A 14,307-nucleotide genomic window follows, 5' to 3' on the forward strand; every position below is an offset into this window, starting at 1 on the left:
TCATTGTTTAATCGGGCCGCATCTGCGCGGCGAAATCGCGCTGGCGGAACTGCTCCAGCAAAAAATCGACGAACACGCGCGTCTTCGCCGGCAAGAGCTTCTTGCTGGCATAGTACACGGACAGCGGGCCTGAATCGGCATGCCAGCCGGGCAGCAAGCGGATCAAGGCGCCGCTGCGCAAGTGCTCCAGCGCGTGCGCCATGGGCAGCAGCGCCACGCCGACGCCCATGACGGCAGCCTGCGCCATCGCGTCCGGGTCGTCGAAGATGGCGCGCGGGCGGTACTCGGCCACGCCTTCGCCGCCCGAGCCATTACGCAATATCCAGCTGCGCAGTCTCCCGCTGCCGGCCGAGCGGCGCGCCACGCCGTCGAAGTGCGCCAGGTCCGACGGATGCACAGGCATGACCTTGCCCTGCATGAAGGCGGGCGACGCCGTGGCGACGACGTGGACGTGGCCCAGTTCGCGCGCCACCACGCCCGGCGCCAGCTCGATGCCCCCGCCGATGGCCACATCAAACCCTTCGCCGATCAAGTCCACTTGCCGGTTATCGAAATGGCAGTCGGGAACCACGCCCGGGTAGCGGGCGATGAAGTCGCCCAGCAGCGGGACCACGTAGCTGCGCCCGAACGACGGCGCCATGCTGATCTTCAGGATACCGGCCGGCTGGCCGCCCTCTTCGGCCACGCCGGCGATCGCCTCGCGCAAAGTGGACAGGGCGCCACCGATCTGCTGCAGGAAGCGCTCGCCCCCTTCCGTCAGGGTCAGGCGGCGCGTGCTGCGCTGGAACAACCGCAGTCCCAGACTCGCTTCCAGCCGCGCCACGTTCTTGCTGACGGCCGCCGGCGTCAGTCCCAGGCGGCGCGCGGCCGCCGAAAAGCTGCCCAGCTCGGCAGACAGCACGAAGGATTGCAAGTGATTCAAGGCGTCCATGCACCTATTTTACCCGCTCATTTGATAGTAATGGTTGAAAGTGATTGTAGCGATTCATGGCTTCCGCGCAGGCAATGGAAGGCAGATACTGACCTTCTCGACTCCTCACACAGAAAGCACATCATGCAAACCCAAGCTACCAGCAGCACTTCCCTGCCACTGCAAAACAAGATCGCCTTCGTCACGGGCGGCTCGCGCGGCATCGGCGCCGCCATCGTGCGCCGCCTTGCCAGCCAGGGCGCCAACGTCGTCTTCACCTATCAAAGCTCGGCCGCCGAAGCGCAGGCGCTGGCCGCCACGGTGGAAGCCAGCGGCGGCCAGGCGCATGGCGTGCAGGCCGATGCGGCCAATGCCACCGCCCTGACGGCCGCCATCGACAAGGTGGCCGCGCAGTTTGGCCGTCTCGATATCCTGGTCAACAACGCGGGCGTGTTCCTGCCCGGCGCCATCGACGACTTTACTCTGGCAGACTTCGACAAGACCTTGAACGTCAATGTGCGCGCCGTGTTCGTGGCCATCAAGGCGGCCGTGGCGCACATGCAGACGGGTGGGCGCATCATCAATATCGGCAGCACGAATGCGCACCGCATGCCGTTCGGCGGCGCGGCTGCCTACGCCATGAGCAAATCGGCGCTGAGCGGCCTGACGCAAGGCCTGTCGCGCGACCTGGGCCCGCGCGGCATCACCATCAACAACGTGGAACCGGGCCCCGTCGCCACGGACATGAACCCGCCCACGGGCGACTTCGCAGACCTGATGCACGGGCTGATGGCCTTGCCCCGCCACGGCACGGCCGATGAAATCGCCGGCATGGTGGCTTACCTGGCCAGCGAAGAAGCGGCATTCGTCACGGGCGCCGGGCTGAAGATCGACGGCGGTTTTGCCGCCTGATCCAGTCCGAACATCAGCGAGCGGTGTGCCGCTATGCCCGCCATGGCGCCATCAGCCACCGCGAACGCCACGCTGCCGGCCATGCGCCCCGCATCGCCACAGCAAAAGACGCCGGGCACGCTGCTGGCCTTTTGCTCGTCGGTGCGCACGAACGGTCCCATGGCACCCTCTTCCAGCAAGCAGCCCAATTCGCCAGCCAGGGAACTGGCCAGGCGGGTACGGGTCGCCACGAACAGGCCGGCCATCACGTGGCGGCTGCCGTCCGCCATCAGCACATCGGCAACCCCGTCGATCTGCGCCACAGGCGTGCGCACCAGCTTTACGCCACGCGCATCCAGTTGCGCCAGCTGCGCCGCGTCGGGTTCGAAGGCGCCATTCAGAAAAAAGGTGACCGTGCCCCAGTCGGGCAGCATCAGGGCATGGTGCATGGACAGGGGCCCGGTGGCCAGCACGCCGATGGCGCCCTGCTCCAGCTCATAGCCGTGGCAATACGGGCAGTGAAAGACGCTGCTGCCCCAGCGTTCGGCCAGGCCTTCGACGGTCGGCAATTCGTCGATCACGCCGGTCGCCAGCACCAGGCGGCGCCCGTGCACGACAATGCCGTCCGCCAGGGTCACGTCAAAGCCATCGCCATCGCCATCGCCATCGCTGCAGGCTACCGCCTGCGCGGCCGTGCCGTCCAGCCAGGTGACGGTGGCATACGCCAGCAATTGCGCCTTGCCTTCGGCCGCGATGGCGGCCGTTCCACTGCCGTCGCGGGTCAGGAAACCATGGGAATGGCTGGCGTAGCGGTTGCGGCGCTGGCCGCCGTCGATCACCAGTACGCGGCGGCGGGCGCGCGCCAGTTGCGTGGCGGCGGACAGGCCAGCATAACTGCCGCCGACGATGATGGCGTCGAACGGGGCGCGGGTCGTGGCGCCGTCCGCGCCCTGGGGTTCAGAAATGTGCATGGGGTGCTCCTCGATGTATGGCGTATTGTTGGCTGAAACGTTCGGCCAGGTCGGCCAGGGTGACGGCGCCGAAGCGCTGGATCAGCAACGCCTCGGCTTCATCAAAGGCGCCGGCCAGCGACTGGTTGACCACTTGCTCCACCAGGCAGCCCGGCTGATCGACGCGATTGCCCATGGCGAAGATGGTGGGCGAACCCACGGCCCCGTAAATGTCTTGCAGGGTCACGCTGTGCAAGTCGCAAACGATGCGCCAGCCGCCGCCATGGCCCTTGACCGACGCCACGTAACCGCGCTCGCGCAAGCCGGCCATTACGCGCCGCACCAGCACGGGGTTGGTGTCCAGATAGCCGGAGAGTTCATCGGACGTCATCGGGCGTCCCGCGTGGGCCATGTGCAGCAGCACATGGAGGATGGATGATAGTTTGCTGTCGCGTCTCATGTAACTAATGATAGTACATAATCCGCACACATGCAAACGAGTTGCAATACCTGAGCAAAAAAAGGGGCCAGACCCAGTCAGGTCTGCCCCCCAGCCTTTGCCATGATTTCAGGCTTACACCGCCTTGCTCCGCCGTCCCCGCCACCACAGCAGCAAGGCCAGCAGCACCAGCACGCCGACGATGATGCCCGCGCGGGCAAGGCCGATCAGGTTGGACGGCACCCCACCGTTGCGCAAGGTCGTCACCTGTTCCGCCGTCACTTTGACGTCGGGATTGCCGTACATCTTCTGCACGTAATTGCCCAAGGTGACGATCTGCTCGTCCGACAGGGTCTGGCGGAAGGCGGGCATCAAATGTCCCGCAGTATGACTACCCTTGCCATCCTGCCGTTCCACGCCATCGAGGATCGCCATCACCAGGTTGTTACTGTTGCTGCGGCCGGTCACCGAGTTGTGGAACAACGGCGGCAAGCTGCCGTCGAAACTGCCCTCGCCCCTGGCCTGGTGACAGCTGGCGCACTGCGCATCGTACAGCTGCGCACCCGACATCTTGTTCAGGTTTTGCGGCAGCGGCACGCCACGGATCGCGTTCAAATCGTCGCCAGCCTTGCCCCATTGCGTCACCGCTTGCGTGTCCGCCTTGTCGCGGATGGCGGGTACGGTTTTCAGGTAATGCGCCACGGCGTTCAAATCCGCATCGCTCAGGTGCTTCAGGCTATGGTCGATGGCTTCAGCCATCGGTCCGGCAGCCTGCGCCCTGTTGACCGCGCGCCCCGTGCGCAGGTAGCCGGCCAGCTCATGCTGGCTCCAGCTGCCGATGCCGCTGTTGACGTCCGAGGTGATGTTCGGCGCGTACCACGTGCCCAGGTCCGCGCCACCCAGCTCTTTCGACAGCTGTTCTGCCATCAGCACATTGCGCGGCGTATGGCAGGTGGTGCAGTGGGCCAGGCCTTGCGCCAGGTAGGCGCCGCGGTTCCACTCCATGCTTTTCGACGCATCGGCCACGAACGGCTTGGTATCGAGGAACAGCAAATTCCAGCCCGCCATCGACTGGCGGATATTGAACGGAAACGGCAAGTCCGTCTGCGTTGCCGGTGCCGTATCCACCGCTGCCACGCCATGCATGAAATAGGCGTACAGGGCTGCCGTGTCGTCATCCGTCACCTTGGCATAGGCCGTGTAGGGCATGGCCGGGTACAGGTGTGCGCCATCGGCCCGCACGCCGCGGCGCAGCGCATCGGAAAACTGCTGCAAGGTATAGTTGCCGATACCATGCGTTTTCGATGGCGTGATGTTGGTGGCAACGATGGCGCCCAGCGGCGTGGCCAGGGCCAGGCCGCCCGCCATCGGCTTGCCGCCTGGTACGCTGTGGCAGGCGATACAGTCGCCCGCCGTGGCCAGGTAGCGGCCACGTTCGACTGCCTGCACATCGGCGCCGGGGGCGTCCGCCGCCAGCACCGGCAAGGCCACGAGGGACAGCAAGGCGGCACTGGCCGCCAGTCGGAAGCTTGCCATCATGCTGCCACCCCCTGTTCGTCGAGAATGTGCTTGACGGTGCGCAAGGCTACGGCCAGGCCGTTTTCCGTCGAATTGCAGGTGCCGGACGTGGGCAACACGCCGGTGCTGCACAGGAACAGGTTGGCGTGATCAAAGGTGCGGCCCCATTGGTCGCACACGGCCTTGGCCGGATCGGAACCCATCGACAAGGTGCCGCAGATATGCTGGTTGTTGGCAAACACGCCTTCCTTGCTGTGGCGCAAATTGGTGCCGCCCATCAGCTTGGCGATCTGCTCGAAATCCTGCTTCGAGCGTTCGTGGCCCCGCTTGGTGTAGTCATCGATCGCATAATGCGCCTGCGGCTTGGGGATGCCCATGGCATCCTTTTCGCTGCTCAAGGAGATGCGGTTTTCCGGGTTCGGCAGCACTTCCAGCACGTTTTTCAAGCTCATTTCGCGCGCCGAGCGGAAACGCAGCTGTTGCTCGAACTCGGCGCCAAATACGCCCTTGCCGATCAACTCCCTGGTCGCGCCATCCACGCGCGAGATGTTGGTGAAATCCAGGCGGTACGGCGAATGCTGGCTGCGGAAGCCGCCGTCACGCATGCTGTTGATGGAATTGGGGCTTTGCGGGCCCCGGCCCAGCCACAGGTCTTCATCGGCGTCGAAAGTGATCGAAGTGCTCGGGTGATCCATCAGGTTGCGGCCTACCATGTCGCTTCTGTTGGCCAGGCCGTTCGGGTACTTGTCCGAGGCGGAAACGAGCAGCAAACGGGGGCTTTCGATGCCGTTGGCCGCCAGAATGAAGGTCTTGGCCGTGACTCGATGACTGTTCTTGTCGACGTCGTAGTACAGCGCGGCCGTGATGCGGCCCTGAGCGTCGTGTTCCAGCTTGTAGACGTTGGCATTGCACAGGATCTTGACGCCCGCGTCTTCGGCCTGCTGCGCGGCGATGCCGCCGTGGTATTGCGCGTCGATGGGGCAGATCGGCTGGCAGCTGTTGTTACCGCAGCAGGCCGGGCGGCCACCGTAGCTGACGCTGTTGCGCGCCACCGTGTTGCCGACCACCTTGAACGACGGGTCGAGACGCTCGCGGATGCGGCGCATGGCGTACGGCTCCGTCACGGACTCCATCGGAAATGGCTGCTTGCGCGGCGAACCCGTGTTCTCGGCACCCGAGACGCCCATGATGTCTTCCGCTTCCTGGTAGAACGGCTCCAGGTCGTCGTAGCTGATGGGCCAGTCCACGCCTACGCCATACAGCGTATGGATGCGAAAGTCGTTCGGCACATTGCGCCAGGCCTGCGCGGCCCAGTGCCACGAGGTGCCGCCGAACTGGCGGATGTATTCGGCCGGATACGGGTACGGGCCGGCCTGTACCAGGTAACCGTTATCCTTCGGCTGGTAGATAGGGTGCGGTGCCGTGGCCACCGAGGGATAGGGCGACATCCAGTCGCTGCGGCGCGTCGTGTTGCGGAAACGGGCGACGATTTCGCCGCGCGACACGCGCGGGCCCGCTTCGAGGATCAGCACCGAGGCGCCAGCCAGCGCGAGTTTGCGCGCGGCCAGCGAGCCGATGATGCCCGAGCCGATCACGAGGTAATCGGCAGTGAGTTGTTCAGCCATGATGGCTCCTTAAATTGGTTTTCTGGCCCAGCTGCCGTAGGCGCCGTAGGAATACGTGGGAGGTTTCAGCACATCGGCCACGACGGCGGCGTTCAGCGCCTGCTCGTAGGCGACGCAGACGGCCGCCTCGCCCGTGCCGACGATGCCCAGGTACCAGGCGCTGGCGATCTGGCGCGGCAAGGCCGCCAGCGGCAACTGCACCGGATCGAGCGCATCGAGCGCTTCCTGCAGGCCGGCCGCCTGCAAGCCCTGCGCATTGATCAGGGTCAACAGCGCACGCACCTTGGCGGGAAAGGCGGCGTCCTGCGCCACCAGCGCGTCATACAGGCGCTTGGCCAGTACGGGGTTGAGCACCTGGCGCCCGACCAGCATGGCCGACACGCCCAAAAAGGCGCCCTGCTCCGCATTGGCGACCGGCTCGGCCAGCGCCCAGGGAATCAGTGCCGCGGCTGATGCCGACAGCAAGCCGGCCAGCACCATGCGGCGGCCAGGATTGAGAGGGCCGCGGCCCTCCTTGTTATGTGTAGCGTCCAATTGAAGCTCCCGTGAGTTCAGCAACCGTTCAGAAAGAATGCTTGAGACCGACCATCACCACTGTCTGGCCACCATTCGACGATGGCGTGCCGTTTTGTGAATCGCCCACCGAGGCGACTGCGTCGACGATGGCGCCGCCCTGGCCCAGGGTCTGGCCGCGCGCCAGCTGGCGCGCTTCGATCAGGTAGATCGCCGTACGCTTGGACAGCGCATAGGTCTGCTCGAACGACAGCTGGCGGTAGCGCGCGCGGTCCGACACGCCATTGGCGCGGCTGGTGTAGGTGTCGCTGTAGCCGGCGGCCAGGAACCACTGCGGCGTCAGCTGGTAGCTGGAAATCAGGCCGGCCGTGTTGAAGATGGCGGTGTCGCGGAAGGTGGAGTGGCTGCCCGCCTGGTACTGCACGTTGCTGGCATTGGCGCCCACCATCCACTTGCCCATGGTGTAGCGCGCGCTGGCGGCAATGAACGCTATGCTTTCGGCCGAGGCATAGCCCCGGTTGAGGGCCGAGATACCGAAGCTGCCCGATGCGTTGTCGCTCCAGCCAGCGCCATTCTGTCCATTTTTCAGTTTCAGATAGCCGAGCGCGAATTCCGCCGGCGAGGTGCTGTACTTGACGGCGGCGCTGAAGCTGCTGCCCACGGCATTGCCGTCGGCCGCTTCACCGAAGCCGTATTGCGCGCTGGCCTGCAGGCCGCGCCAGGCTGGCATATTGTAGGTGACGGAATTGCTGATGCGCACGGTCGTATCGAGGCCGTCGATATCGCCCGGGTGGGCGCCGGTCGCGCCCGTCAAGACATTGCTCGACGCCAGCGAGCCCACCAGCAGATAGTACGGCGTGTACTGGCGCCCGGCCGTCACGCTGCCGTAGGCCTTCGATTGCAAGCCCACGTAGGCCTGGCGGTTGAACAGGGAGCTGGCCGAACTCTGCGCGCCCGTATCGCTTTCAAAGCCGTTTTCCAGCAAGAACAGCGCCTTTAGGTCACCGCCCAGGTCTTCCACGCCCTGGAAACCGATCTTGCTGGCGGACAAACTGCCGCTGCGCATATAGGTATTCGACTTGCCTCCCTGGTTGCTGGCGTAGGCGGTGGCCGCATCAACTACGCCGTAAATGGTGACATTGCTTTGGGCGCAAACGTTTGCGCCGATGAGCGAAGTGACGGCCAGCGCCGCAGCGCGCATGCATATAGTGTTCATTTTTTCCTGATTTTCCTGTTTTGTTGTACGTACAACAAGCATGTCCACCGCGATGGCGGAACACACGCTGTGACGCTGCGTTGCCGCCCCATCCGGCGATGGGGGCATCCGCTGTTCTTCTTGATTTGGATCAAGTGCAGCAAATTATACGCTTATTTGCTCACATGTAAGTGATTAACTATAAGGCGTAGTCTTATAGCAAAACATGGATAGCTCTTATAGCAAAACCGATAGATGCGCGGGCGCAAGCCCGGCATAATGGGGAAAAGCGTGGAACAGGCGTGACAAAAGCAGCGGCGGCGCGTGTTAAAAAAACACGCGCGGCGGAAGGTCAGACAGGCAGAAAACGGGGGGGACTGGACGATTCAGCGCAGGATGGCGGGCGCCACCGGCAGGGTTTCCAGGGCAATAAAGGCTTCCAGGGTACGGCGCATGTCTTCAAACACTTGCTTGCCGTAAGCCGCTTCCAGGTGTTCATATTGCAAGTCAATCAACTTGCCCATCTGCAGCAACAAGCTGGCGCCCGATTCCGACAGGTGCACCTTGCGGCGGCGCTGGTCGCCTTCAAACTTGCTACGCCCGATCAAGCCGATTTCTTCCATGCGCGCCAGGATGCCGCTCATGCTGGGACTGGAAATCTGGCAGATATTGCACAGCTCGCGCGGTTCCAGGGTAGGGCTTTCGTTCAGCGCGCGCATGATGCGCCACTGCTGCTCCGTCACGCCGAAGTGATTGAGGATGGGGCGGAAATGCTGGAGCAGGCTGTCGCGTGCCTTCAGCAGCAGTTGCGGCATGTTCGGATAACGGATCGGTAGCTGCAAGTGGAACTCCAGGGTGGCCAGCACAATGAGCGTAATTATACGACTCGCCCGAGGAAAATAGCGGCAAAAATGCCTTTCCCTGCCGCTCTTGATGCCATGGCGTCAGCCCCTGGCTTTTCTCTGCTCGGGAATAAAGTGTTCGCGCACGGCCTTGGCCAGCAGGCCAGGCGGCAGCAAACCCTGTCCCAGCAGGAAGTTGTTGAAGGCCAGGCGGTCGAATTTCTCGCCCAGCGCCAGCTCCGTTTCCGCGCGCAGCTGCAGGATGCGCGTATAGCCATAGAAATAGCTGCCCGCCTGCCCCGGCATATTGAAGGTGTAGCGGTCCAGCTCCTGGCGCGCCATCGCTTTCGACAGCATCACTTCATCCGTCAGGATGCGGCCCGCTTCTTCACGGGTGACCTGCCCCAGGTTCAGCATCGGGTCGAGCATGGCGCGTGCCGCGCGCAGCATGCGGAACTGCAGCGCGATGAACTGGCCTTCGGCCGGTTCGTAGGGAATCATCTCCGCTTCCGCATACAGCGCCCAGCCTTCCACGTTGACGCTGTTGAACGCGTACAGGCTGCGCGCCTGCGACACGCCCCGCTCCACCATGGCGCTGAACTGCAGCTCGTGGCCGGGCCGGCCCTCGTGCGCGCTCAGGGTCCATGCCGCGCCCGCGAAGTTGAAATCGTCATATGCTTCGCCCTTGCCGCTGGTGGCCGGATTGCTGACGGGGAGGACGAACTGGCCGTGTTCTCCCGTATTGCCGATCAGCGGAGGCGGCCGCATGTGCGGCGCCGGCTGGGCCGCCGATTCGGCATTCGATGCCAGGCGCATGGTCATGGCGCGCGCAGGAATATCGACGACGCGCTGCTGGGCGATGCGCTCTTCCAGCTGCGTATTGACGCCCTTGTAGTGCGCTTCCAGCTGCTCGTTCGGGATGGAATCGACTTTCAGCGCGCGCAGCACCTGGCGGTAATCGCTGCCGTCGACGCCCTTCAACGCCAGCCCGGCCGCCACCACGGGCGCCAGCGCCTGCATGGCGGCGCGCGTTTCCAGGTAGGCCACTTGCGCCCGTTCGACCAGCGCGCGCGGCTCGATGTCGATGCCCACCTGTTTCAGGCGGAAGGCGTACAACTCGGGCGCCATGCGGAAATCCGTGCGCGACAGGGGCAGCACCACTTGCTTCTCCCACGCCGCATATTCGTTCAACTGCTGTTCCATCGCCGCCAGCGCAGGTTCGGCGTCCGCGATCTGCATGTCGGCAAACAGCTTGCGGATGCCGGCGATATACGTCGGCACGTTTTCCAGCGACTGCTCCACCTGCAGGCGCACGGGACCGGCCAGGCCAGGCTTGCTGATTTTTTCCGTGAAGCGCGCCTTGGCCTGCTGCGTGATCGGCGTGCTGCCCGGGAACCGGCCCACATAGCGCTGCAAACGTTCGAGCGCCTTGGCGCGTCGCGCGGCCGGACGCTGCTCCTGCAGCAAGCTTTGCATGCTGCCAAAAACCATTTGCGGCACATCGACCCACGGTAAGGTGTACTTGGCGTCCAGCTGGGCGCCGGTGATTTCCTGGTCCACAGCCTGCGTCAGAATCTGCAGATCCTGACGGACGCGCTCATCTTTTTCCATCGCCAGCTTTTGCTGCAATTGCGCGCGCGCCTGCCGCATGGCTGCCACATAACGTTCGGTGATCTTCGGCCCCAGGTCGGCGGCCAGGCCGTCGTACTGCGCCAGGCCTGTGTCGGAAGCGTTTTCGGGCGAGAACTTCGCCTGCGCCGCCAGCACGATGGCCGCGTTACGGTTGCTGGCCTCGACCCAGGCCGATTCGGCGCCAGCCGCTGCCGGGGCGGCGGCCATGGCGGGCATGGCAAACGCTATGGAGAGTGCTGCGGCAAGCACGGTCTGGTGCAATTTCGGAATAAGGTACATCGGGGTTTCCTTCCTGGCAGAATCGGCGAACAAAACGGCGAACGAAGCGGCCAGTATCGGCGAGCGCCAGGGTGCTGTCAATCGGACGGGGACAGGCCGCGCCAGGCGACCCGTCCCGCGCCTGTCAGTACGCCAGCCCGTCGCCGAACTTGTACAGCGGATGGGCCGTGTCATACGGCACGTCCGATTTCTGCATCTGCACTTCGGCCATCGACGACGGCAACTCGAACGGCAGTTTGCCTTGCGGCTTGGCCTTGCCCGTCAGGACATCGAACAGCGCGCCGTCGCTCACGCCAAAGTTGGCGAGAATGGCGCTGGCCTTGTCCTGCACGTTGCCGAGGATGGCCGGACGGTCCAGGTACACCGTCACCACCGTCTTCGGCGCGTATTTCGCCGCGTTCTTGATCGCCTCGTAGTCGGCATTGCCATCGACGTAATCGAGGCGGCCTTCGTGCTGCATGCTGCCGAAGATGTAATTCGGGTGCAGGGTTTCATAGGGCGCGGCCACGCGCAGCAGGGCCACGTCCGCTTCCTGCGGCGTGGCCACCACCGTGTAGCCGTACTGCTTCGCCACGGCCGCATCGATGCCATACAGGTAGACTTTCTTGACGCTGGCCGCCAGCGGCAAGACCTTGTCCTTGTTTTCCAGCAAGACCAGCGAACGGCGCTGCGCATCCAGGCCAGCCTCGACGAATTCCGCCTTGCCCACCGTGGTGGATGCCTTGGCCGCATCGACAAACGGATGCTCGAACAGGCCTTGCTTGAATTTCTGGATCAGGATGCGCCGCGCCGAGGCGTTGATGCGCGCTTCCGTCAACTGGCCACGCTGCACGGCTTGCGTCAGGTACGGCGCTTCCGTCACGCCGCCAAACTGGTCCATCCCCGCCGTGACGGCCTTCACGTAACGTTCGGCCTTGGTGGCGTCTTCCATGCCCCACGGCGTGCCAAAGCCGATGAACGAAGGCGCGACGCCTGGCGGCGTGCCGTTGCGGCAGTTGGCGTCGCAGTCGGAAGTGATGCCCCAGTCGGACAGGATCACGCCTTCGAAGCCGTATTTGCCGCGCAGCAGATCGGTCAACATGGTCTTGCTGAAACCGGCCGCCACCTGCTCCAGGGTGATGCCGGCTATGGTGATATTACCGTCTGGCAGGGCGTACGTCGGCATGACGGAAGCCGCCTTGGCCGTGAACGCCCCTTCGAAGGGCTTCACGTGGTAAGCGAAGTTGTTGCCCGGGTAGGTCATGTAGCGGCCATAGTAATTGTGGCCGTCAAAGCCCTCTTTCGTGGCGCCGTAGCCTACCCAGTGCTTGACGACGGCCACCACACTGCCGTCATGCAAGCCCGTATTGCCATCCTGGAAGCCCTCGATATAGTGCTGCACCATGCGCTTGGCCAGGTCGGCGTCTTCGCCAAACGTGCCGTTGATGCGCGACCAGCGCGGCTCGGTGGCCAGGTCCGCCTGCGGTGATAGCGCCTGCGTAATGCCGACGGCCAGGTATTCCTGGCGCGCGATATCGCCGAAACGGCGCACCAGCGCATCGTCGCCGATGGCGGCCAGGCCCAGGGTTTCCGGCCACTGCGAGAAGCCCTTGGTACCGGCGCTGGCGCCCACCGTGTACTGGAAATGGTGGCGCGGATCCGTGCTGATGGACACGGGGATGCCATGGCGCGAGGTTTCGCTCAGGGCCTGCACCTTGTTGTACTGGGCCGCCATATTGGCCGTATCGCCCGCCATGCGCGTAATAAACGTGTTGACGTACTGCTTGACGATCAGGTCTTGCAGGGCCACCAGGTCATACGCGCCGCCCAGGCCGATGCCGGAAGGGTCGGACACGGTGGGCGCCGTGCCGTGCATCATCAGGCCTGCCTTTTCATCGAGGCTCATGCGCGACAGCAGGTCGTCGGCGCGCGCCTCGGCCGTCAGGCGCCAGTCTTCGTACGGCTCGATCTTGCCGTTGCGGTTCATATCCTTGAAGGTATAGCCGTCGACCTTGAGCTGGGTGTAAGTAGTGGCGCCGAACGCGGGCTGCGTGTAGCCCTCGCTTCCGGTATCGCTGCCGCAAGCGGCCAGGGCAAGCGTGGCGACGCAGCCGGCAACCACGCGGGCCATCGGTTTCAAAGTGCAATTCATCATTATCTCCAAGACTGTTTTTGTAGGTATAGGGCGCGGCAGCAAGGCCGGCCGAAAACAATATAGCGTGAGAATGCGTGAGTTTCTTTACCGCGCAGCACCCGTTTTATACCCGCGAGAACAATTTTTGGTGAGACGGCATGACAAGCAACAATCTCCTACAAAGTGCTAATATTTGTGAAAAAATACTACAACAAGCAGGAGACACCCTTGCACAAACCCGACACGCGCACGGTTTCGAACCGCATTGCGCAACAATGTGCGCGCACCATGCAGGCTGATGGCCACGATCCCGCCGACTTTTTCCGCCATACGGGCATCACGCCGGCGCAACTCACGGAACCTGGCGGCCGCATCAACGCCGAGCGGCACCGCCGCATGACGGCCTACGCCCAGCAGTTGCCGCAGCACCGGGCCATTCTCGATCTCGACGTGACGCACTGGTTCGCGCATTACTCGGGTATCGCCCACGTCTGCTTCAACCGCCCCACCCTGCGCAGCGCGCTGCACGAGCTGCTGCACTTGCGGGGTCTGATCGGCGAATTCGATTTCATGCTGATGAGCGAGAGTGGCACGCGCATCGAGATCGAATACCTGTCCGAGTTCTGCCCCATGGGGGGGGCCATGCAGGCGCTGGCCAATTTCCGCATGTTGTCGCTGGTGGCGCGCGCCTACGACGATGGCATGGCAACCGCCTTCCGTGCCAGCTTCCAGGGCAAGGCGCCATGGTTCGCGCCAGCCATTGCCGAGTGTTTCGGCGCCGCCGCCACCTTTGGCCAAGCGCGCAATACATTGACATTTGACGCGCCGGCGCTGGACCGTCCCTTCGCGCAGTTCAACGCCATGCTGGCGCCGCACGCGCTGCGGCACGCGCAGGGGCAATTGCAGCAGTTGCAGAGGGCGCAGCTGTTTTCGGCCCGCGTGGAGCAAGCCATCATCGATTTACTGGGCCAGCAAGGTGCGGGCGATACCGATGGCGCCTCGCTGCTGCCGGCCCTGTGCGACGGCCTGGCGATGAACCGCTGGACCTTGCAGCGCCAGCTGCAGCAGGAGCAGACATCGTTCCGCGCGCTGGAATTGCGCGCCAAGAGCCGAGAATCGCGCCGTTTGCTGCGAGAAACGAGCCTGAGCGTGGCGGAAATCAGCGACCGCCTGGGCTTTTCCTCGCAAAGCGCGTTTACCCGCTTTTTCAAGAACCAGTTCGAACTGCCGCCAGCGCGCTACAGGCAGGATGCCGCCGGAGCCTAGAGAAAGAGACAAGCAACAAGCAAACCGGCAAACCACGAATGGCCCTAGTCGAAGAGACGGGTTCCCCGGGCCAAGCGAGCCTGAAAAATGCCGAGGGCAAGGCGCAGCGACGCAGACAGTACGCAAGTACGGCA

Annotated in this window: 12 protein-coding genes; 2 read left to right on the plus strand and 10 right to left on the minus strand. The window is 63.9% G+C overall.

The window, feature by feature from the left end:
- Positions 1-7: 7 nt before the first annotated feature.
- The gene (locus tag CLU92_RS08520; protein ID WP_101481526.1) at positions 8-931 is read right to left on the minus strand and encodes a LysR family transcriptional regulator; all 924 of its coding nucleotides are present in this window, start codon (positions 929-931) and stop codon (positions 8-10) included.
- A 123-nt stretch (positions 932-1,054) separates the two neighbouring features.
- On the opposite strand from CLU92_RS08520, the gene CLU92_RS08525 reads away from it, so the two are divergent.
- On the plus strand, positions 1,055-1,822 hold the full coding sequence (locus CLU92_RS08525) for an SDR family oxidoreductase (RefSeq protein ID WP_101481527.1): 768 nt from the start codon (positions 1,055-1,057) through the stop codon (positions 1,820-1,822).
- Here CLU92_RS08525 and CLU92_RS08530 read toward each other — a convergent pair.
- The 9 genes from CLU92_RS08530 to CLU92_RS08570 form a co-directional block, all read right to left on the minus strand.
- On the minus strand, positions 1,750-2,772 hold the full coding sequence (locus tag CLU92_RS08530) for an NAD(P)/FAD-dependent oxidoreductase (protein ID WP_101481528.1): 1,023 nt from the start codon (positions 2,770-2,772) through the stop codon (positions 1,750-1,752). The two genes, CLU92_RS08525 and CLU92_RS08530, sit on opposite strands and share 73 nt — an antisense overlap.
- Positions 2,759-3,211 (minus strand): Rrf2 family transcriptional regulator, encoded by a 453-nt coding sequence (locus CLU92_RS08535; protein WP_101481529.1) that lies wholly within the window; start codon positions 3,209-3,211, stop codon positions 2,759-2,761. Before CLU92_RS08535 ends, CLU92_RS08530 begins: the two co-directional genes overlap by 14 nt.
- A 114-nt stretch (positions 3,212-3,325) precedes the next feature.
- The gene (locus tag CLU92_RS08540) at positions 3,326-4,729 is read right to left on the minus strand and encodes a cytochrome c (protein WP_101481530.1); all 1,404 of its coding nucleotides are present in this window, start codon (positions 4,727-4,729) and stop codon (positions 3,326-3,328) included.
- Positions 4,726-6,333 carry a GMC family oxidoreductase gene (locus CLU92_RS08545; RefSeq protein ID WP_101481531.1) on the minus strand — a complete coding sequence of 536 codons (1,608 nt, stop codon included), beginning with the start codon at positions 6,331-6,333 and terminating at the stop codon, positions 4,726-4,728. The genes CLU92_RS08540 and CLU92_RS08545 overlap by 4 nt, the downstream gene beginning before the upstream one ends.
- 9 nt (positions 6,334-6,342) lie before the next feature.
- Complete coding sequence (locus CLU92_RS08550; RefSeq protein ID WP_243858039.1) at positions 6,343-6,867, minus strand: sorbitol dehydrogenase family protein; 525 nt, start codon at positions 6,865-6,867, stop codon at positions 6,343-6,345.
- Positions 6,868-6,895: 28 nt separating this feature from the next.
- Entirely contained in the window at positions 6,896-8,062 is a 1,167-nt protein-coding gene (locus CLU92_RS08555) for a porin (RefSeq protein WP_101481533.1), read from the minus strand.
- 365 nt (positions 8,063-8,427) lie between these two features.
- On the minus strand, positions 8,428-8,883 hold the full coding sequence (gene hpaR / locus CLU92_RS08560) for a homoprotocatechuate degradation operon regulator HpaR (protein ID WP_243858038.1): 456 nt from the start codon (positions 8,881-8,883) through the stop codon (positions 8,428-8,430).
- Positions 8,884-8,985: 102 nt separating this feature from the next.
- Positions 8,986-10,794 carry a DUF885 domain-containing protein gene (locus CLU92_RS08565; RefSeq protein ID WP_218973455.1) on the minus strand — a complete coding sequence of 603 codons (1,809 nt, stop codon included), beginning with the start codon at positions 10,792-10,794 and terminating at the stop codon, positions 8,986-8,988.
- Between the two features lie 124 nt (positions 10,795-10,918).
- The gene (locus CLU92_RS08570; protein WP_101481535.1) at positions 10,919-12,928 is read right to left on the minus strand and encodes a glycoside hydrolase family 3 N-terminal domain-containing protein; all 2,010 of its coding nucleotides are present in this window, start codon (positions 12,926-12,928) and stop codon (positions 10,919-10,921) included.
- Between the two features lie 207 nt (positions 12,929-13,135).
- On the opposite strand from CLU92_RS08570, the gene CLU92_RS08575 reads away from it, so the two are divergent.
- On the plus strand, positions 13,136-14,173 hold the full coding sequence (locus CLU92_RS08575) for an AraC family transcriptional regulator (protein WP_101481536.1): 1,038 nt from the start codon (positions 13,136-13,138) through the stop codon (positions 14,171-14,173).
- Positions 14,174-14,307 lie beyond the last annotated feature (134 nt).

This window comes from Janthinobacterium sp. 61, assembly GCF_002846335.1.
Taxonomy (GTDB): Bacteria; Pseudomonadota; Gammaproteobacteria; order Burkholderiales; family Burkholderiaceae_D; genus Janthinobacterium.